An 18,547-nucleotide genomic window follows, 5' to 3' on the forward strand; every position below is an offset into this window, starting at 1 on the left:
AAGGCCGTGATGAGCATCCAGTAGAAGGGGAAGAGCGTTCCCACCACGAAGAGCGCGAGGGGGATGTAGAAGAAGACCCACTTGCGCCAGTGCGCTCCTTCGACCATCCCGGCCCCCGACCCGGCCTTCCGCCTCACGTGACCCGCCTGAGTCCGGCGTGATAGCCGTGTGGTGCGGGGCCAAGTAACGAGCATAGCGAGGACGCAGGGAGGAGGCCCGCCGAGGCGTATGCCGCATACGTTGAGTCGGGCCGACGACCGAGGACGAAGCTAGGCGAAGGTAACCCTGATCGGCAAGAAATGGGTGGGCCATGAGCCCTTCTTACCCTCTCCCTCCCACAGGAGGGAGAGGGAGCGGATAGAAGCGGAGATAATTGGCCCCGCACTAGGCGCCCTCGACGCGGCGGATATACCACAGCTGCGCCACGACGATGAAGAACAGGATGGGGAACATCGCGAGGGAGGCCGCGGCACCTTCGCCCAAGAGCCCGGTGGCGATCCCGATCTGATAGGCATAGGTGGCGAAGAGATGGGTCGAGTTGGCCGGGCCGCCGCCGGTCAGCACGTACACGAGCTGGAAGTCGGCGAACGTCTGGATGACCGAGAAGAGGGTCACCACCATCGTGACCGGCAGGAGGAGCGGCCAGGTGATCCGCCAGAAGCGGTGCCAGGCGTTGGCCCCGTCGATGGCCGCGGCCTCGTGCAGCTCCGGATTGACCGTCTGGAGCCCGGCCAGGAGCGTGATCGCGTAGAACGGCATGCCCCGCCAGACGTTCACGATGATGACGGACCCCAGGGCCAGGGTCGGATCGGTCAGCCAGCCGATTCGGGTCTGGATGACGCCGAGATGGTAGAGGCTCCAGTTGAGCACGCTGAAGGTGGGGTCGAACATCCACTTCCAGGCGAAAGTCGAGAGCACGGTCGGGATGATGAAGGGGAGCAGCATCGAGGCCCGGACCAGGCGCTTGCCCTTGAAGTGGCGGTTCAGGAGGAGCGCCAGCCACATGCCGAGGACGAGCTTCCCGACGGTGGCGATCGCCGTGTAGACGAACGTGTTGTAGGCGGCCTGCTGGAAGATGGTGTCGTTCCAGATCTTGGCGAAGTTCCCGAGCGCGACGAACACCCCGGGATTGCCGACGGTGGCGCTGGTGAGGGAGAGCCAGACGCCTTTGACGAACGGGTAGGCGATGAACAGGGCCAGCAGGACCACGGTCGGGACGAGGAGGAGGACCCCGAGGACGCGCTCGTCTTCGAGGAGGCGGGCCACCGTCCCCATGCGGGGCGCGGCCCGCGGCAGGGCCGCGAGGCCGGCGGTCGCCTCGCCCGCCTGGCCGACGCCGCCGGCGATTGGCTTCAGGCGCCCATCAGCCATGCGACGTCCCGCCGGCCCGCGACCGGATCACCGGAAGACGCGCTCGAGCTCCGGTTCGGCCCACCTCGGCGACTCCTCAGGCTCTCGGACATGCTGGGGAAGGCGCACTCCGATTCTACCGCCGGATGCGTCGCGGGTGCAGCCCCGGGATACCCGTAGGCCCGGCCGGCCTATCCGTAGATCTTCCGGAGCTCGCCCTCGGCCCACTTCACCGCCTCTTCGGCCGGCATGCCCTGGATGGCCTTGGCATACATGTCGACGACGACGTACTTCGAGTATCCTTCCGAGGCCTTGGCCGATGGCGGCCCGGCATACCCGAAGACGCGGAAGGCGCGGGCGGCGGTCCGGAACGGCAGCATGACCGGGTCCTGCTCCCACATCTTGTGCTTCTCCCAGTCGGTGGTCGCCCCGACGCTGAACCCCTTCTGGGCGACGAACCAGGGCTCGAAGTGCTCCTTCGAGTGGAGCCACTTGAGGAAGTCCTTGGCGAGCTTCTGGTTCTTCGAGTAGCCCATGATGGCGTGGTGGAACGACGTGTGGTAGTGGTAGGTGCCGGCCGGGCCGGCCGGGTTGGGAGCGTGGAGGATGTCGGTGTGCATCAGGGCGCCGGTCTCCGTCTTGTACTTGTCCTTGTTCCGCAGCGACTCGACATAGATCGAGGCGCCGTTGATGGTCGCCGCGATCGTCCCCGAGAGGAAGGCCCGGTTGTTGTTGGTGTCGTCCCAGGCGAGCCCGCCCTCGTCGCAGGCGTCCTTCCAGAAGCCCACGAAGAACTTCACGGACTCGACCGTCTCCTTGGAGTTGATGGCGACGGTCCGGCCGTCCTTCTCGACCTCCTTGCCGCCCCACGCCCACATGGCCGGGTACCAGAAGGTGGGCGCATCGCCGAAGGTGTGGCCGGCGGTCTGGCCGATCGGGTAGCCCTTGGCCTTGAGCTTCTTGCCGACCTCGCGGTACTCCTGCCAGGTCTTCGGGAACTCCTTGGCCCCGACCGACTCGAAGAGCGACTTGCGGTAGGCGATCTGGCCCCCGACGATCGAGTGGGGAACGGCCCGCCAGACCCCGTTGACCCGGTCGAGGTCCTGCGTGACCGGATAATAGCCGCCCTGGGCCTTCCCGATCGCGTCGACGACGTCGCCCACGTCCACCAGGCTCTTCTCGTAAAGGTGCGCCCAGTTGTGGAGCAGGTGGAACATGTCGGGGCCGCTTCCCGACGAGATGGCGGCGGTGATCCGCGGCTGGATGTCGTTGGCGTTGATGCGTTCCAGGGTGATCTGGGCGCCCAGCGCCTTCCCGGCCTCGTCCATCTGCTTGGTGAGCACCTCGTCGGCGGCCGGCACGAAATCGACCCAGCGCACGAGATGGAGCCTGGCGCCCTGGGCATAGGCCGGCGCCCGCCCGGCGTCCAGGATCCCCGCGAGTCCGGTGGCTGCCGCCGCTCCGCCCGCCACCTTGATGAACGACCGCCGGTCCATGCTCGTGTCCATGAGGCCTCCCTTGTCGGTAGGGGCTGGGCCGAGGCCCCGGGCGCGCCCCGCGGGCGCACCCGGAGCCGCGACCGTTCAGGTCAGGCGTAGATCTTCTTGAGCTCGCCCTCGGCCCACTTCACCGACTCCTCGGCCGCCATGCCCTGCACGGCCTTGGCGTACATGTCGGTGACGATGTACTTGGTGTAGACCTCGGTCGCCTTGGCCGAGAACGGCCCCGCATAGCCGAAGGCGCGGGCGAAGCCCGACGCCGTCCGATACGGCTTCATGGGCGGGTCGAGCTTCTCCCACATCGGGTGCTGCTCCCAGAACTTGTTGGACCCGACCGAGTAGCCGGCCTCGATCTGGAACCATTTCCCGAACTGCTCTTTGGAGTGCATCCACTTGAGAAAGTCCTTGGCGATCGGCTGGTTCTTCGAGTACTTCATGACCGCGTGGGCGAAGGGGACGTGATAGGAGAACTGGCCCCCCGGCCCCCCGGGCAACGGGAAGTGGTCGAGGTGCTTCCACATCTGGTCGCCCTTGTCGGTCTTGTACTGGTCGGGCTTGCGCTTGGCCTCGATGTAGATGGAGGCGCCGTTCAGGGTGGCCGAGATCGTCCCCGAGAGGAAGGCCCGGTTGTTGTTGGTGTCGTCCCAGGCGAGCCCGCCCTCGTCGTAGGCGTCCTTCCACATCGCCACCAGGAACTTCACCGATTCGATGGTCTCCTTCGAGTTGATGGCGACGGTCTTCCCGTCCTTCTCGACCTCCTTGCCGCCCCACGACCAGAGATACGGGTAGCTGAAGGTGGGCGCGTCACCGAAGGTGTGGCCCAGGGTCTGGCCGAACGGGAACCCCTTGGCCTTGAGTTTCTTGCCGGCCTCGCGGTTCTCCTGCCAGGTCTTGGGCGCCTTGGCTCCGGCCTCCTCGAAGAGATCCTTGCGGTACACGACGGCGTTGCCGACCACGCCGTAGGGGAGGGCCAGGTACTGCTTCCCGATGAGGGCCGCCTGCTTGGAGAGCTCGTAGTAGGCGCCCTGGTCCTTCTCCTTCCAGGCGGCCAGGTCGCTCAGGTCGGTGCAGCCCCGCTGGTAGAGGTGCGTCCAGTTGTGGAGCATCTGGATGATGTCGGGGCCGTTCCCCGACTCGATGGCCGCCGTGATCCGCGCCTGCATGTCGTTGGCGTTGATCCGCTCGAGCGTGATCTCGGCCCCGAGCTGCTTGCCCGCCTCGCCGACCTGCCGGGTCAGCTCCTCGTCGCCGGCGGGCACGAAGTCGACCCAGTGCAGGATGTGGACCTTCTTGGCCTGCGCCCAGGCCGGCGCCCGTCCCGACTCGAGGATGGCGGCCATTCCGGCGGCCGCGGCGGCCGTGGCGGCCGTGGCGCCGCCCGTCACCTTGAGGAACGTCCGGCGCCCGATCTCGGTGCGCCCCCGCGGATCCCGATGCTCGCTCTGCGTGTCCATGCCGTGCCTCCTCAGGCTTGCGAAGTACGAGGTGCCAACCGCTCAGAGCGGCCGAAGGCCGTACAACGTAGCGCCCGGGACGGGAAGCCGTCCCGAATGACGCATGATGAGGCGAGGGTCAGGGAACCACTCACTGAGGGTTGAATCCCGACCACATCAGGCAGGGATTGGAAACTTACATAGCATCCCCTACGGCCCCTGTCAACCGGAAAAACGTCGAGGAGTCGGCAGTTTCGGCTCTCCGCGCCATTTCCGGACGCGGAGGGGACGCAGCCTCCTCCGGATGAACTCAGCGCCCGCCCGCGAACGCCGGGAGCGGCCGGGGTGGGCGGAGGGCGAGGGCGACGGCGATCGCCGCGGTGCCGATCAGGGTGCTCGACAGGTAGAGACTCCAGTAGGAGCCGAGGAGGTCGAACAGGACGCCCCCGGCGTAGGCCCCGAGCCCCATCCCGATGGCCGAGAGGAAGAAGATTCCGCCAAAGGCCGTCCCGATGATCCGCTCGCCGGAGAACTCCCGCGCCACCAGCGCGTAGAGGGGCATGACGCCCCCGTAGGTGAACCCGAAGGCGAGGGCCACCAGGAGGAGCGACACCTCCTGCCGGGCGACGAGATACGTCGAAAGGGTCGCCGCCTGCAGGGTCAGCATCCCGACCAGGGCGGGCTTGCCCCCGATCCGATCGGCCAGGAGCCCGCTCCCGATCCGTCCGGCGACGCTGGTCGCCCCCGAGAGGCCGAGCATGAGGGCGGCGGGCATCTTGTCCACTCCGAGGTCCATGGCGTGCGCAACCATGTGGAAGATCGGCCCCGAGTGCGCCGCACAGCAGCCGAAGTGCACGAGGCTGAGGAGCCAGAAGGCCGGATGGCGGAGCGCCTCGCCGGGCGCCATGCCACGCGCCGCCGCCGGCCCGCTCGCGCCCGCCGCGGACGCCCCGTACGGCTCGAGGCCCAGATCGGCCGGCCGGTCGTAGAGCCACCGCACGGCCACGAGCGCGACCGCCCAGATCAGGGCGCCGAACAGGGCGAACGTCGCCCGCCAGCCCAGGGCGGTGATCAGGGCACGGGCCAGCGGCGCGATGACGAGGAGGCCCAGGCCCATGCCGGCCGAGACGAGGCCGAGGGCGAGGCCGCGACGGGCGGCGAACCACCGCGTCGCCGTCGCCGACAGCGGGACGTAGAAGGCGCTGGAGCCGGCCGCCCCGAGGATGCCGAAGGCGACGTAGAGCTGCCAGGCGGACGCCACCTGACTGGAGAGGAGCATGGCCGCTCCCAGGAGCCCGGCACCGGCGGTGACGACGCGGCGCGTCCCGATCCGGTCGGAGAGCGTGCCCCAGACGAAGGCCCCTACCCCGAAGATCAGCCAGTTGACCAGGGCCACGCCCGAGATCAGCGTGCGGCTCCAGCCGAAGGCCTCCTCGAGCGGCTTGAGGAACACGGCGAGCGAGAAGGTGATACCGACGCCCACGGTGATGATCAGCATGGCGGCGGCCAGGACCACCCAGCCGTAGAAAAATCGAAGGGGGGCTGCGCCCCCCTCCGAGCCGCCCCCCGGGGTTGCGCGGGCGGAGCCCGCGCTCGGAGCGCTTCGGTCAGGACGCGGGGCGAGGTTCAACGGTGTTCGGTGTCGGTGAGCGGCGCGAGGGTTGGTCACACGCGGTCCCAGCGCGCCGCGAGGGCGGCCGCGGCCGTCTCGACGAGCCGGCGAGCATCCGGGCCGAACGCCGCCGGCTGGTCCGAGTCGAGGTCGATCTCCCCGAATACCTGCCCGCGGTTGCCGAGGATGGGCACCACGAGCTCCGAGCGCGTCGTGAGCGAGCAGGCGAGGTAGCGCGGGTCTTCCCGGACGTCGTCCACCACGATGGTCCGCCGCTCCCGGGCGGCGGCGCCGCACAGGCCCTGGGAGAGCGGGATCCGGGTGTGCGGGGTCGGCTTCCCGATCTCGTTGTGAAGGACGAGCGTGGCGCCGTCCAGGAGGTAGATCCCGACCCAGTCGGAGCGCTCGGCCGAGTCCGCCAGTCCCGACACGGTCGCTCGCAGCGCATCGTCCAGCGTCGGAGCGGCGTCGATCGCGTGGACCAGGCGGTCGGCGAGGGCGTGGTCGGCCGACGTCATGGGGTGGAGTATACACCGTCGCCCGCGGCGTCATGCCCACGGCGGGCGGCGCGGCTCGCGCGCGCCAGCGAGAAGCGCGAGCGCCGCGAGCATCGCCCCGGCCAGCCCATACCACCCCCAGTCGTAAACGCCCAGCCGATCGACGGCCAGGCCGAAGAGGGGCGGCCCGGCGATGACGCCGACGGACGAGACCGCGAGACAGAGGCCCACCGCGGTGGCGGCCGAGTCTCGGCCGGCGATCTCCGCGAGGAGCGTGTGGTGAACTCCGTTCCAGCCGATGCCGGTCAGCCCGAAGCCGAGCGCCAGTCCGGCCAGCAGCACCGGCGGCGTCCCGGGGGCGAGCCAGGCGGTGGCCACGCACAGGACGGCAGTCGCGGCTCCGGCCAGGAGCAGCACGATGAGTCGCCGCCCGCCGAAGAGCCGATCCGAGAGGACGCCGAAGAAGACCCGCCCGATCGCCCCGGCGACCTGGGCCTGGCCGAGGACGACTCCGGCGGCGACGGCCGACAACCCGACCACCTCGCTCAGGTAGAGCGGCACGTAGCTGATCCACGACACCTGGACCGCGGCGAAGAGGAGCGTCGCCAGCGACACGAGCCAGATGGCGCGGCTTTCGAGGACTCCGCGGACGCCCGGCTGGCTCCGCGCCGGAACGCCGTCCGCGCCGTCCCCCTTCGGCTCGCGGTACCCGCAGCCGGCCAGCGCCGCGCTGGCAGCGATCAGCAGGGCGGCGACGCCGAGGGCACCCCGCCAGCCCAGCCGGCCGGCCACGGATGGGAGGAGCAGCGCCCCGAGCGCGCCGCCGAGGGGAAAGCCCGCCTGCTTGACGCCGACCACGGTGGCGCGGCTCCGGGCGGGGAACCACACGAGCACCCCCTTCGTCGACGTCGGATTCACGGCGCCGAAGCCGACGCCGGCCAGGCCGACGGCGGCCATCAGCGCTCCGTAGCCCGGCGCCAGCATCATGAGCGCGAAGCAGCCGGCCGCGATGCCTTGTCCACCGGCAAGCGTCCAGCGGACGCCGAGGCGGTCGGCCAGCCAGCCGGCCGGAAAGGAGGTGAGGACACCACCGACGTAGAAGGCCGAGAGGAAGGCGCCGGCTTCTTGTCGCGTGAGTCCGAGATCGGCGCGGATCAGCGGGGCCAGGGTGGGAAGTCCGAGCGCCCCGATATTCGCCGCCGTCTGGACGCCCATGATGAGCGCCAGCACGACGAACCGGTAGCGCGACGCGGCGGCTTCGGGGATCACAAGCTGAGCGCGACCTGGAAGCCCTCGTGGTAGGCCTCTTCCAGGCCGCGGGGCGCGAGGCAGTCACCCACCCGATAGGCTTCGAGGCCGGCGGCGACGAGGGCGTGATAGAGCCCGTCGCGCGGTCGCCCGCCCAGGTCGTGGACGAGCGTGTCCACCCCGTCGAGGCCCCATTCCTCCCCGGTGAAGCAGTCGCGCAGCACGGCGGCCCCGGCCGACAGACGGACGACCTCGGCGCCGGTGACCGCGCGCACGCGACCCGCCCGCAGTCGCCGCTCCACGACCGGACGCGTGCTGTAGTCGATGTTGGTGTGGGGCGATAGCGTGATGCGGTTCCGGAGGGTCAAGGCCTTCCCGAGGGCGAGGGGCGAGAACAGGCGCGGGAAGCGTGGCGAAGCCGGCGGCTCACCTGTCACGGAGCTCACGGGCCCGGATGGTAGCAGATCGCGGTTCGGTGGGCTAAAGCTGGTCCGGCGACGAGCCGAACCGCGGTGGGGGGGTCGCCATGAGGCATCACGTGTGGCCCACCTCCACTTCGACGACCGGCTGTGCTATTTCGTGCCGGCCCCCGACCGCCGCCGCGAGGAGCCGCTTAGGCACGCGCGTCGGGAGTGCTGCCGAGCGGATGCCAGACCGCGCGGGGTGCCGAAGCGCGCCGAGCGCGGGCTTCGCCCGCGAAACTTTCCTGGGGGAGGTCTCGGAGGGGGCCGTCGAGGCCCCCTCCGACTAGAAGGAGCGGATCAGCCGCTCGACCCGCTCGTCGTGGGCCTGGAAGGGGTCCTTGCAGAGGATGGTCTCGCGCTCCGGGTCGTTGAGCTTCAGGTAGACCCAGTCGACGCGATAGTCCTTCCCCTTGAGGTTGGCCCGCCGGATAAACTCCCCCCGCAGCCGGGCGCGGGTGGTCTGGGGCGGGATGTGCTTGGCCTGCTCGATCGCCTCGTCGGTGGCGAGGCGCTCGACCATGTCGTTCCGGGCCAGGAGGTAGTAGAGCCCGCGGTCGGGCCGGATGTCGTGGTACTGGAGGTCGATCAGCGACACCCGGGGGTCGCGCCACGACAGCCGGTGCTTCGCCATGTAGGTCTCGATGAGGTCCTTCTTGATCACCCAGTCCACGTCCCGGCTGCACGACATCGGATCGGACTCGAGGCGATCGAGGAGGTCGCCCCAGCGCTCGATGATGTCCCGGGTGACAGGGTCGGGTTCCTGGTGCTCGTAATAGGCGCGCGAGGCCTCGAGATACTCGCGCTGGATCTCGAGCGCGGTCAGGGAGCGGCCGTCCTTGAGCTTGACCGTCTCCCGGAGCCCGGGATCGTGCGAGATGTCCCGGATGGCCTGGACCGGCGACTGCAAGCTGTAGTCCCGATCGAAGTAGCCGTCCTCGATCATGTCGAGCACGACCGCCGTGGTGCCGACCTTGAGATAGGTCGCGACCTCGGACATGTTGGAGTCGCCCACGATGACGTGGAGCCGGCGATAGCGCTCGGCGTCGGCGTGAGGCTCGTCGCGGGTATTGATGATCGAGCGCGACGACGTCGTCGCCCCCGAGATCTCCTGACAGATGTGCTGGGCCCGCTGGCTCAGGCAGTAGTGGAAGCCGCGCGGGGTCTGGAGGACTTTTCCGGCTCCGGCGAAGATCTGGCGGGTGACGAAGAAGGGAATCAAGGCCTCGGCCAGCCGCTGGAAGGAGACGTCCCGGGACACCAGGTAGTTCTCGTGGCACCCGTACGAGTTCCCGGCCGAGTCGGTGTTGTTCTTGAAGAGCAGGATGTTCCCGGAGATGCCGTCCTCGCGCAGGCGCTTCTCCGCCTGGTGCAGGAGGTCCTCCACGATCCGCTCGCCGGCCTTGTCGTGGACGCAGAGGTCCATGATGTCGTCGCACTCGGGGGTGGCGTACTCCGGGTGGAACCCGGTATCCAGGTAGAGGCGGGCCCCGTTTTCCAGGAAGACGTTGGCGTTGCGCGCCCCGGGGATCACCTTCTCGAACAGGTAACGCGCCACGTTGTCGGGCGACAGTCGACGCTGCCCGTTGAGGGTGCAGGTGAGGCCGTACTCGTTCTCGAGCCCCATGATTCGACGCTTCATGGTCTCCCCGTCGAGCGGTCGGCCGCCCCGGCTCCCGTGTCTGGTTGCCCTTCGCCGCGCCCGAGCTGTGCCCGGAGCTCGGCATCCGCGATGCGCCGGAACTTGCGGCGCTCCCGGTTCCGGTCGAGGACGGCGACTTCCAGATCGCGCTCCGTGAGCGTCTTGTTCTGGGTCACCGTCAGGGACCGGACCCCTAGCTGGATGGCCTCCGCAAGACTCATGCCGTCCCGATAGTGATCCTTCAGGAAGCGTCGGATCTCCTCGGCCTGCCCGCCCATGGCCGCGTAGTGGAGCTCGTCCTCGATCGTCCCGTCGTAGAGGATGTGGTACATCTCGTTCTTGCCGTTCGGCCCATCGCCGACCTCGACCACGAGCACCTCCACCTCGAACGGCTTGATGCCCTCGGTGAAGATGTTCCCCAGCGCCTGGGAATACGCGTTGGCCAGCGCCTTGGCGGTGACGTCTTCGCGGTGGTAGGAGTAGCCCTTGATGTCGGCGTGTCGAACGCCGGCGATGCGCAGATTCTCGAACTCGTTGTACTTGCCGACGCCGGCGAAGGCGATCCGGTCATAGATCTCGGAGATCTTGTGGAGGAGGGTGGAGGGGTTCTCGGCCAGGAGCAGGATGCCGTCCCGGTACTCCGCGGCGATCATGGAGCGGCCGCGCGCGATGCCCTTGCGGGCATACTCGGCCTTGTCCTTCATCATCTGCTCGGGCGAGACGTAGTAGGGCAGCGGCATCGGAACGACCCCTACCGGTTCCCCGAGCTGCCGTGCGCGTTCGCCGCACGGCGCGCGGCCAGCACGGCGTCGAAGTGCTCCCGGACCTCGGGCTCGGCGACCTCCTCGAAGCCGGTCCGGGTGATGACCTTGATGGACGGGTAGATCCCGTGGATGGGGTCCGGTCCCCCGGTGCCCACGTCTTCCTCGGCCGCGTCCACCAGCGCCTCGGCCGCCATGCGCAGGGCCTCGCCGCGGGAGCAGGCGGAGCGATAGAGCTTCTTGAGGGTCGTCCGGGCGTCTTTGCCGCCGGAGCCGGTGGCGTAGTAGTCGATCTCCTCGTAGCGGCCGCCGGTGACGTCGTACTTGAAGATGCGGCCCTCGCCCCGCTTGAGGTCGAAGCCGGCGAAGATCGGGATGACGACGAGCCCCTGCATCGCGGCGGGCAGGTTCATCCGGATCATCTGGGCGAGCTTGTTGGCCTTGCCTTCGAGGGAGAGCCCGTCCCCCTCGACCTTCTCGTAGTGCTCGAGCTCGGTCTGGAACAGGCGGGCCATCTCGATCGACGGTCCGGCGGCGCCCGCGATGGCGATCGCGGAGTAGTCGTCGGCCTTGTAGACCTTCTCGATCCGGCGGTGGGCCACCTGATACCCCTCGGTGGCCTGGCGGTCCCCGGCCACCACCACCCCCTCGGCGTAGCGGACGGCGAGGATCGTGGTGCCCACCGGCACCCCGGGCGCGCCGTGGGCTTCGGGCGAGACGGCCGACAGCTCCCGGCGGGCGAGGACCGAGAAGTACTCCGGCGAATGGCCGCGGAAAATGTCGACGAAGCTCGCGTTGAGATAGTTCCCGAAGAGGGCCTGCCACCGATCGTGCATGGGGGTATCTCCGAAGGGCATTATAGCAGGGCGCCGCTTCCTGGCCGGCGACGCACGATCCGGGTCAGGGTCAGACCACGGAGGGCTTGGAGATGTTGCGGAGCAGGTCCCGGGCGGTGGGAGACTCTTCGAGCAGCTGGCGGACGAACACCTCGGTCCCGCGGAGCGGCTCGAGCATGAAGATCTTCTTCAGGGGGCCTTCCTTGAGGTCGAAGATGATCGAGTCCCAGGAGGCGGACACGATGTCTTCCGAATAGCGCTGGAGGCACATCCCCCTGAAGTAGGCCCGCGTGTCCTTGGGCGGGTCGTGGATGGCCTTGGTGATCTCGTCGTCGCTGGTGATCCGCTCGACGGCCTCGGAATCCTCCAGCTTGTAGAACAGCCCCTTGCCGGGCCGGATGTCGTGGTACTGGAGATCGATCATCGCCACTCGGGAGTCCGTCCAATCGAGGTCGTGCTTGGCGATGTAGTTCTCGAGCAGGTCCCGCTTGATGACCCAGTCGAGCTCCCGGGAGAGGGTCATCGGATCCTGCTCCAGGCGATCCAGGACGTACTCCCAGCGGACCAGGACGTCCTTGGTGACCGTGTCCAGCTCCCGATCGCGGTAGTAGCGATGGGCCAGCTCCAGGAACTCCCGCTGGAGGCCGACGGCCGTGACGGTGCGGCCGTCCTTGAGCCGGAGGGGCGCCCGGCACGCCAGGTCGCGCGAGACCTGGCGGAAGGACTGCACCGGGTTCTCCAGCGCGAGGTCCCGGTCGATGAAGTCGTCCTCCAGCATGGAGAGGACGATCCCGGTCGTTCCCACCTTGAGGTAGGTGGTGAGCTCCGACATGTTGGCGTCCCCGACGATCACGTGAAGCCGGCGGTACTTCTCGGGGTCGGCGTGCGGCTCGTCCCGCGTGTTGATGATGGGCCGCGAGTGCATCGTCTCCAGGCCGACCTCGGTCTCCAGGAAGTCCGCTCGCTGGGAGATCTGGTAGGGGGTGTACTCGAGGTTGTTCTCGGAGCCCACCTTCCCGGCGCCGGTGAAGATCTGCCGGGTCACCAGGAACGGCATCAGGTGCTGGACGATCCGGGTGAAGGGGCAGCGGCGGTCCATGAGGTAGTTCTCGTGGGTGCCGTAGCTGTTTCCCTTCATGTCGGTGTTGTTCTTGTAGATCAGGATCCGCTGCTCGGGCGGGGACACGGCTTCCGCCCGCATGCGAGAGATGTTGAGGACGCGCTCGCCGGCCTTGTCCCAGATGACCAGGTCCCGCGGGTTCGTGCACTCGGGGGTGGAGTATTCCGGATGGGCGTGGTCCACGTAGTACCGCGCGCCGTTGGAGAGGATCAGGTTGATGAGGCGCGACTCCTCCTTGGAAGGCAGCTCCTTCTCCTCGGCGTACTCGAACCCTCGGGCGTCCCGGAGCGGGCTCTCCGCTTCGTAGTCCCAGCGGATGCGCGCCGTCCGATACGTCTCATACGAGTTGATGAGGAGCAGCGAGGAGAGGATCGGGTTGAAGTCCGGCTGATTCCGGACCGTGATCCCGTACTCCGTCTCGATGCCCATCACCTTGGGGATGGCCATGCCGTCCTCGAGTCGCCGGTCCGCGCCTCCCGGTCACAGGGCCGGTCCCACCCAGGGGAGCCGGGCGCGGCCGAACGCTCACAGAAAAAGGGTGAGGGCAGCGCGGACGCCACCCTCACCCCTTCGTCTACAGGTATTGCCCGGTCGTGATCCGCTCCACCGGGCGGGTCTTCTCCTTGCCCTCGCCCATCAGCGGCTTCACGTACACGATGCGCTCGCCCTTCTTGCCCGCGATCTTCGCCCAGTCGTCGGGGTTGGTCGTGTTCGGCAGATCCTCGTTCTCCTTGAACTCCTCCCGGACTGCCGTCAGCAGGTTCTCCAGCATGATGCCCTTCTCGCCCGAGGAGATGTAGCGCTTGAGGGCGAGCTTCTTCGCCCGCCGGACGACCGATTCCATCATCGCCCCCGAGGCGAAGTCCTTGAAGTAGAGGATCTCCTTGTCGCCGTTGGCGTAGGTGACCTCCAGGAAGCGGTTCTCGTCGGACAGCGCGTACATCTCCTCGACCGCGGTGTTGATGAGCTGCTGAATGACGAGCCCGATGTCGCCGCCGTGCGCGCGGAGCTCCTGCTCGTGGATCGGGACGTCCGGCGTCAGATACTTCGCCAGGATCTCGACCGCGGCCGCCTTGTCGGGCCGGTCGATCTTGATCTTCACGTCGAGCCGCCCGGGGCGGAGGATGGCCGGGTCGATGAGGTCCTGTCGGTTCGAGGCCCCGATGACGATCACGTTCTTCAGGCCCTCGACGCCATCGATCTCGGCCAGGAGCTGGGGGACGATGGTGGTCTCGACGTCCGAGGAGATCCCCGAGCCCCGCGTACGGAAGAGCGCGTCCATCTCGTCGAAGAAGACGACCACCGGCACGTCCTCGGCCGCCTTCTCCTTGGCCTTCTGGAAGATCTCGCGGATCTTGCGCTCCGTCTCGCCAACGTACTTGTTCAGGAGCTCGGGGCCCTTGATGTTCATGAAGTAGCCCTTGATCTTTTCCCCGCGCTTCTCCGAGACCTTCTGGGCGAGATTGTTGGCCACGGCCTTGGCGATCATCGTCTTGCCGCAGCCCGGCGGCCCGTAGAGGAGGACGCCCTTCGGGGGCGTGAGCTTGTGCTCCTTGTAGTAATCGGCGTAGAGATACGGCAGCTCCACGGCATCGCGGATCGTCTCGATCTGCTGCCCGAGCCCGCCGATGTCCTCGTAACCGATGTCGGGCACCTCTTCCAGGACCAGGTCCTCGACCTCGCCCTTCGGAAGCCGCTCGAGGAGGTAACCGGACTTGCCATCCATGAGGACGTGGTCACCGACCTTGAGCTTCGTGAGGCGGAGAGGCTCGGCGATGATCGCCACCTTCTCTTCGTCCGCACGGAGCGTGACGACGGCCCGGCCCTCGTCGAGGACGTCCTTGAGGATGACCACTTCGCCCTGGATCTCGTAGCCGGCCGTCTCGATGACGTTGAGCCCCTCATTCAGCACGAGCTCCTGGCCGGGCTTGATCCCCTCGCGCTTGATGGAGGGATGGAGGTTCACCTTCACCTTCCGCCCCGCCGAGAGGATGTTCACGGTGCCGTCCTCGTTGGGCGAGAGGAAGACGCCGTAGGTCGAGGGCGGGGCGCAGAGCTTGTCCACCTCCTCCTTCAGGGAGGTGATCTGCTCCCGGGCCTCGTAGAGGGCATTGACGAGCTTCTCGTTCTGGTTGAAGGCCTGCACCAGCTGGCGGTTGGCCTCGCGGAGCTTGTTCTCGAGGATCATCGACTCCTTGGGGGCATCCTCGAGCTTCTTCCGGAGGTGGACGGTCTCCGACTCCAGCGACCGGATGTAGGCCTGGAGGTCCTGGATCTGGATCTCGTACTCGGTCAGCCGGCGGCGGTACGCGGACTCGGTCATCGGCAGGAACTTGGACAGGCCCTTCACCCCCTCCGATTCACGGGGCGGATTACCCTTCTTTTCGAACTCTTTCATGGCCTCCCATTCCTTTCGTGAGCCAACCGCCCCGCTCACGGCGCCCCGACGGGACCCCGCCTCCGCAGTGCCCCCGTTAGGCCGAGCAAGTATAGGCAGTCGCAAAAAAGATTGTCAAGAATATTGGGTCAATACACGCCACCGCTGCGCCTCATCGTGTCTCACGCTCAAGCACCTACCCTCGAGTGTGCAACGTCGGTGCCAGGGAGATCCCCGCCCCGCGGGCCGCTCTCGTGGGTCCCCGTGTCACTCCCGCGTCCGGCCGCGGACTCGTCCGGGCAATTCATGCCGATCGGTGCGCCAGGAGATGCACGCGCCACTCTGTCCTAGAAACGTGGATCGCGCCCCGGCGGCTCCCGCGGTCCCATCTGGGCGCCGCCGAGGCGACGGACCTCACCTCCTCATCTATAATCGGCGCATGACCCACGCCCCTCGCGCCAGCCGCGTCCCCGCCGGCCGCCGGCTCGGGTGGCGATGCGCGGCGGTGGCGCTCCTGGTGCTCATCGTCGCGGAAGCCAGAGGCGGAACGAGCCCCTCCGGCGAGCTGCGGGTCGGGGTGGCCCAGCTTCCCGCGACCCTCGATCCGACCGCCGTGACCACCGGCCCCGCTCTCATGGTCTTCCGCCAGCTCTTCCAGGGCCTCGTCGAGCTCGGCGAGCGCGGCGACATCGAACCGGGCATCGCCGGCTCCTGGAGCGTGTCACCGAATGGTCTCATCTGGACTTTTCGGCTGCGTCCCGACGTCCAATTCCCCAACGGGGTATCGCTGACGCCTGACGTCGTGGTGGCATCACTCAACCGGCACCTCGGAGCCGAAGAAGCGGGCCTCCGGCAGCCGGCCTCGGCGTGGGCGCGGGTCTTTCGCGGGCCGGGCGCCATCGTGCGGGAGGTGCGCCGGGGGGAAGGCGGCACCGTGCAGATCGAGCTCAGCCAGCCCTTTTCCCCCGTGCTGGCCGTCCTCGCCCACCCGGCGCTCGCGATCGTGGTGACGCAAAACGATGCCGAGATGCCGTTTCTCGGCACCGGCCCCTACCGGGTGGCCGAGCGGGCCCCGGGGCGTCTGGTCCTCGAGGCCGGACCGACTTCGGGGAGCCCGCCGTCCCGCGCCGGGCGGCTTCACATCAGCGAGATCGCCGACATCGCGACGGGCCTCGCTCAACTCGGGCCCGGAGGGTCGCTCGACGTCTACTTCGCACAGTCGCCGCCGGCGTGGGGTGGTCTCGGGCTCCAGACGCTGTCGGCCCCGACCTCGGAGGTCGGTCTCCTCGCGCTCCGAACCCGTGAGGGACTCTTGGCCCGGAAATCCCTCCGGCAGGCGATCGCGCTCGCCCTCGATCCCGCGCTGCTGGGACCCGCGCTCGGCCGGTCGGCCCGGCTCTGGCCCGCCCTCCTGCCTCCCGGGTCCTGGGGTCTCCGCGAGGCGCCTCCGGCCACCCACGATCCCGCGCGGGCCCGCCACCTGCTGGCCCAGGCCCGGGCGACAGGCGCGGCGGTGACGCTTCTCGCTCCGGGCGGATTACCGGGCTCGGACCCCTCCCAGCTGACCGAGGCCATTCGCCTCTCGCTGGCAGTGGCCGGGCTCAAGGTCGGGGTACGGCAGGAATCGGGCGACGCCTACTTTCAGGCGCTGCGCGACGGCGAGGGTGAACTCGCGCTCCACGAAGTGGGCACCGCCGTCAGCGATCCGCACTTCATGCTGCGCCCGCTGCTGGCCTCGGACGCCGCGGTGCGAGGGAGCGCCACCAACGTCGCCTTTTACCGGAGCCCGCTCGCCGACAGCCTGCTTCAGCGTGGCAGTCAGCTCGCCTTCCGTCCCGAGCGGCTGCGTCTCTATCAGCGGCTGCAGGCGGACGTCGCCGAAGAGGTGCCGTATATCCCCCTCTACGTCCGCCTCCAGTGGGCGGTGGCCCGGCCCAGCGTGCGGACCCTGCGGCTCGATCCCGGCGGTCGTCACCGCCTGGATCGCGTCTGGGTCGAGCCCCCACCCGATGCCCCGCCGGCACCCTCGGCTATCCCGCCGGCACCACCCGCGATGCCGATGCCGGCCCCGACCATGCCGGCACCACCCCTGCCGCCGTCACCCCCGCCAGGAGCCTCCTCGCCCTAGGACCCATTGGACCGCTGGCCGCCTACGCCTGACCAATCCGCGACCACGCCCGGTTCCTTTCTCACCGTCGGACGTGAACTCGGACACGCTCCAACTGGACTAAACAGCGTCGAACTGGTGGGAGGAATTCGGTCCCATCTGAGCCGGTGACGCCTCGGGCGAGCTCCGATGGCGACCAGGATCTCACCAGACGTCGTTCCGCAGCGCCAGGCGGGAATCTCGCGAATTCGAGGAGTTACGTCCGAAGATGACGATGGCCTTGTGGTTGCATCATCGTGGGCCCACATAGCCCCACCCGGGGACGCCGAGGGATTCCCGGCGACCCCGGGGGGGGCGATGGTGGGGGAGGGCGGATGGGTCCGCACGTGGCGCTCAGTCGGCAACCTGATCTCCACGTCATCTGGTCCTACTTGGGGCTCGCCGGGGAAAAACCCCGGCGAAAGGTGAGGAGATGACGCGATGAAACCGCCTCGCGGTAAACAGCTGGCACTCGCGCTGGGGCTCGCGGTCGGGTTGCTGGTCACCCTGAGCCCGGGCCTGGCCCGGGCGGCCGGCCCGACTCCGTTCAGCGCGTCGGGCTCCTTCCTGGCCACGGAGTGCGCCACAGTCCCGTGGCTCATCGATGAAGGCGCCGTGACGCCGGCCGGGGAGAGCGGGCGGTTCGTGGTCAAGAACCGCACCGTGTCCGGGACCCTCGATGGCCCCGACATCACCGGACCGTTTCTTCTGGACTTCGGGACCAACGTTCCGATCGCGACCCAGTCGGGGCAGATTCACGCCAAGCTGACGTTCGCGAACCCGCAGACTCAAGCGTCTGGGAGCGGATCGTCCAATTTTATCTTGGGACCTGCGGTGGTACCGCCAGGGTTTCCGTGCGACGGACAGCCGAAGGTGGTCGTTGTCCTGGGTATCACCGGCTCCCTGACTTTCACGGGCGGCGGCGTCCAGGGCAACGGCGACGTCGAGGGGACGTTCACGGTCGCCATCGATCCCGCGACGGGCCACATCGTCGGGCTGGTGCCCAGCGGTCTCCCGCTCTGCGACCCATCGATTCAGGACACTGGCGAGTGCATCCTCGTCGGGTTCTCATCGACCCAGCTCCAGATTCAGGGCGAGTGGCACCAGTAGGCCTCGACTCGGAATCCTGATCGCGACCGAGCAGGACAGGGGTCCCGCGGGCCATTGAGAGGCCCGCGTGGACCCCTTCGCTTTTGCCGCCGCTTCCCCGCCGAGCTGGTTGCGTGTTGAGCCCCTGCCGCTCAGTTCCTCACCTCGCTGGTCAGTCCGTATTCGATCCAGGTGCTCCTCCAGTAGATCCGAGCTCACGCAAGCGAACGCGAACTGGTGAGAGAGCACGCCTCGTCCGGCGTTTCATTCGGGAATCCGGCCGCACGGCGCCCACGGCGAGCCGCTCAGGGGTGACCCGGTTCCACCTAAGAAAATGCTGAAATCCCAGGAGTTTGCACGCCACTTCCGCTTGGCCCTGCCGTTGCAACAACGAGCGGGCATGGAAACACTGGGCAGGGTGTGGCGAACGGGAAAGGCGGAATGGTCCGCACGTGGCGCTCAGTCGGGCGGGAACC

Annotated in this window: 15 protein-coding genes; 2 read left to right on the plus strand and 13 right to left on the minus strand. The window is 68.3% G+C overall.

From position 1 onward, the window contains the following. The 13 genes from VGW35_19805 to arc form a co-directional block, all read right to left on the minus strand. Positions 1-107 (minus strand): carbohydrate ABC transporter permease (locus VGW35_19805; protein ID HEV8309915.1); only part of this gene is annotated, 107 nt, incomplete at its 3' end. 277 nt (positions 108-384) lie between these two features. Next, positions 385-1,371: a sugar ABC transporter permease gene (locus VGW35_19810; protein HEV8309916.1), complete on the minus strand. Its 987-nt coding sequence runs from the start codon at positions 1,369-1,371 to the stop codon at positions 385-387. A 170-nt stretch (positions 1,372-1,541) separates the two neighbouring features. After that, entirely contained in the window at positions 1,542-2,858 is a 1,317-nt protein-coding gene (locus tag VGW35_19815; protein ID HEV8309917.1) for an extracellular solute-binding protein, read from the minus strand. Positions 2,859-2,938: 80 nt separating this feature from the next. Next, positions 2,939-4,303: an extracellular solute-binding protein gene (locus tag VGW35_19820; GenBank protein ID HEV8309918.1), complete on the minus strand. Its 1,365-nt coding sequence runs from the start codon at positions 4,301-4,303 to the stop codon at positions 2,939-2,941. A gap of 289 nt (positions 4,304-4,592) precedes the next feature. Beyond that, complete coding sequence (locus VGW35_19825; protein ID HEV8309919.1) at positions 4,593-5,798, minus strand: MFS transporter; 1,206 nt, start codon at positions 5,796-5,798, stop codon at positions 4,593-4,595. Positions 5,799-5,947: 149 nt separating this feature from the next. Continuing rightward, positions 5,948-6,412, minus strand: coding sequence for a GAF domain-containing protein (locus VGW35_19830; GenBank protein ID HEV8309920.1), 465 nt, complete (start codon positions 6,410-6,412; stop codon positions 5,948-5,950). A gap of 30 nt (positions 6,413-6,442) precedes the next feature. Further along, entirely contained in the window at positions 6,443-7,660 is a 1,218-nt protein-coding gene (locus VGW35_19835; protein ID HEV8309921.1) for an MFS transporter, read from the minus strand. Next, positions 7,657-8,076, minus strand: coding sequence for a hypothetical protein (locus VGW35_19840; GenBank protein HEV8309922.1), 420 nt, complete (start codon positions 8,074-8,076; stop codon positions 7,657-7,659). Before VGW35_19840 ends, VGW35_19835 begins: the two co-directional genes overlap by 4 nt. A 310-nt stretch (positions 8,077-8,386) precedes the next feature. Then, on the minus strand, positions 8,387-9,742 hold the full coding sequence (pafA, locus tag VGW35_19845) for a Pup--protein ligase (protein ID HEV8309923.1): 1,356 nt from the start codon (positions 9,740-9,742) through the stop codon (positions 8,387-8,389). Further along, on the minus strand, positions 9,739-10,482 hold the full coding sequence (prcA, locus tag VGW35_19850) for a proteasome subunit alpha (GenBank protein HEV8309924.1): 744 nt from the start codon (positions 10,480-10,482) through the stop codon (positions 9,739-9,741). The genes pafA and prcA overlap by 4 nt, the downstream gene beginning before the upstream one ends. 11 nt (positions 10,483-10,493) lie before the next feature. Then, positions 10,494-11,339, minus strand: a complete 846-nt coding sequence (prcB, locus tag VGW35_19855) for a proteasome subunit beta (GenBank protein HEV8309925.1) — start codon at positions 11,337-11,339, stop codon at positions 10,494-10,496. A gap of 70 nt (positions 11,340-11,409) precedes the next feature. Continuing rightward, positions 11,410-12,906: a depupylase/deamidase Dop gene (dop, locus tag VGW35_19860; protein ID HEV8309926.1), complete on the minus strand. Its 1,497-nt coding sequence runs from the start codon at positions 12,904-12,906 to the stop codon at positions 11,410-11,412. Positions 12,907-13,033: 127 nt separating this feature from the next. Next, positions 13,034-14,782, minus strand: a complete 1,749-nt coding sequence (arc, locus tag VGW35_19865) for a proteasome ATPase (GenBank protein HEV8309927.1) — start codon at positions 14,780-14,782, stop codon at positions 13,034-13,036. Positions 14,783-15,275: 493 nt separating this feature from the next. Here arc and VGW35_19870 point away from each other — a divergent pair, with 493 nt between their 5' ends. Both VGW35_19870 and VGW35_19875 read left to right on the plus strand, forming a co-directional pair. Next, positions 15,276-16,964, plus strand: a complete 1,689-nt coding sequence (locus tag VGW35_19870) for an ABC transporter substrate-binding protein (protein HEV8309928.1) — start codon at positions 15,276-15,278, stop codon at positions 16,962-16,964. 459 nt (positions 16,965-17,423) lie between these two features. Then, positions 17,424-18,092 carry a hypothetical protein gene (locus VGW35_19875; GenBank protein ID HEV8309929.1) on the plus strand — a complete coding sequence of 223 codons (669 nt, stop codon included), beginning with the start codon at positions 17,424-17,426 and terminating at the stop codon, positions 18,090-18,092. Positions 18,093-18,547: the final 455 nt, after the last annotated feature.

It is taken from the genome of Candidatus Methylomirabilota bacterium, from assembly GCA_036005065.1.
GTDB lineage: Bacteria > Methylomirabilota > Methylomirabilia > Rokubacteriales > DASRDR01 > DASYQW01.

Excerpts from the sequence above, each read along its gene's own strand:
- VGW35_19830 (HEV8309920.1), bottom strand. The coding sequence starts at position 6,412 with ATGACGTCGGCCGACCACGCCCTCGCCGACCGCCTGGTCCACGCGATC.
- VGW35_19875 (HEV8309929.1), top strand. The coding sequence starts at position 17,424 with ATGAAACCGCCTCGCGGTAAACAGCTGGCACTCGCGCTGGGGCTCGCG.
- VGW35_19870 (HEV8309928.1), top strand. The coding sequence starts at position 15,276 with ATGACCCACGCCCCTCGCGCCAGCCGCGTCCCCGCCGGCCGCCGGCTC.
- prcA (HEV8309924.1), bottom strand. The coding sequence starts at position 10,482 with ATGCCGCTGCCCTACTACGTCTCGCCCGAGCAGATGATGAAGGACAAG.
- pafA (HEV8309923.1), bottom strand. The coding sequence starts at position 9,742 with ATGAAGCGTCGAATCATGGGGCTCGAGAACGAGTACGGCCTCACCTGC.
- VGW35_19820 (HEV8309918.1), bottom strand. The coding sequence starts at position 4,303 with ATGGACACGCAGAGCGAGCATCGGGATCCGCGGGGGCGCACCGAGATC.
- arc (HEV8309927.1), bottom strand. The coding sequence starts at position 14,782 with ATGACCGAGTCCGCGTACCGCCGCCGGCTGACCGAGTACGAGATCCAG.
- dop (HEV8309926.1), bottom strand. The coding sequence starts at position 12,906 with ATGGCCATCCCCAAGGTGATGGGCATCGAGACGGAGTACGGGATCACG.
- VGW35_19810 (HEV8309916.1), bottom strand. The coding sequence starts at position 1,371 with ATGGCTGATGGGCGCCTGAAGCCAATCGCCGGCGGCGTCGGCCAGGCG.
- prcB (HEV8309925.1), bottom strand. The coding sequence starts at position 11,339 with ATGCACGATCGGTGGCAGGCCCTCTTCGGGAACTATCTCAACGCGAGC.
- VGW35_19815 (HEV8309917.1), bottom strand. The coding sequence starts at position 2,858 with ATGGACACGAGCATGGACCGGCGGTCGTTCATCAAGGTGGCGGGCGGA.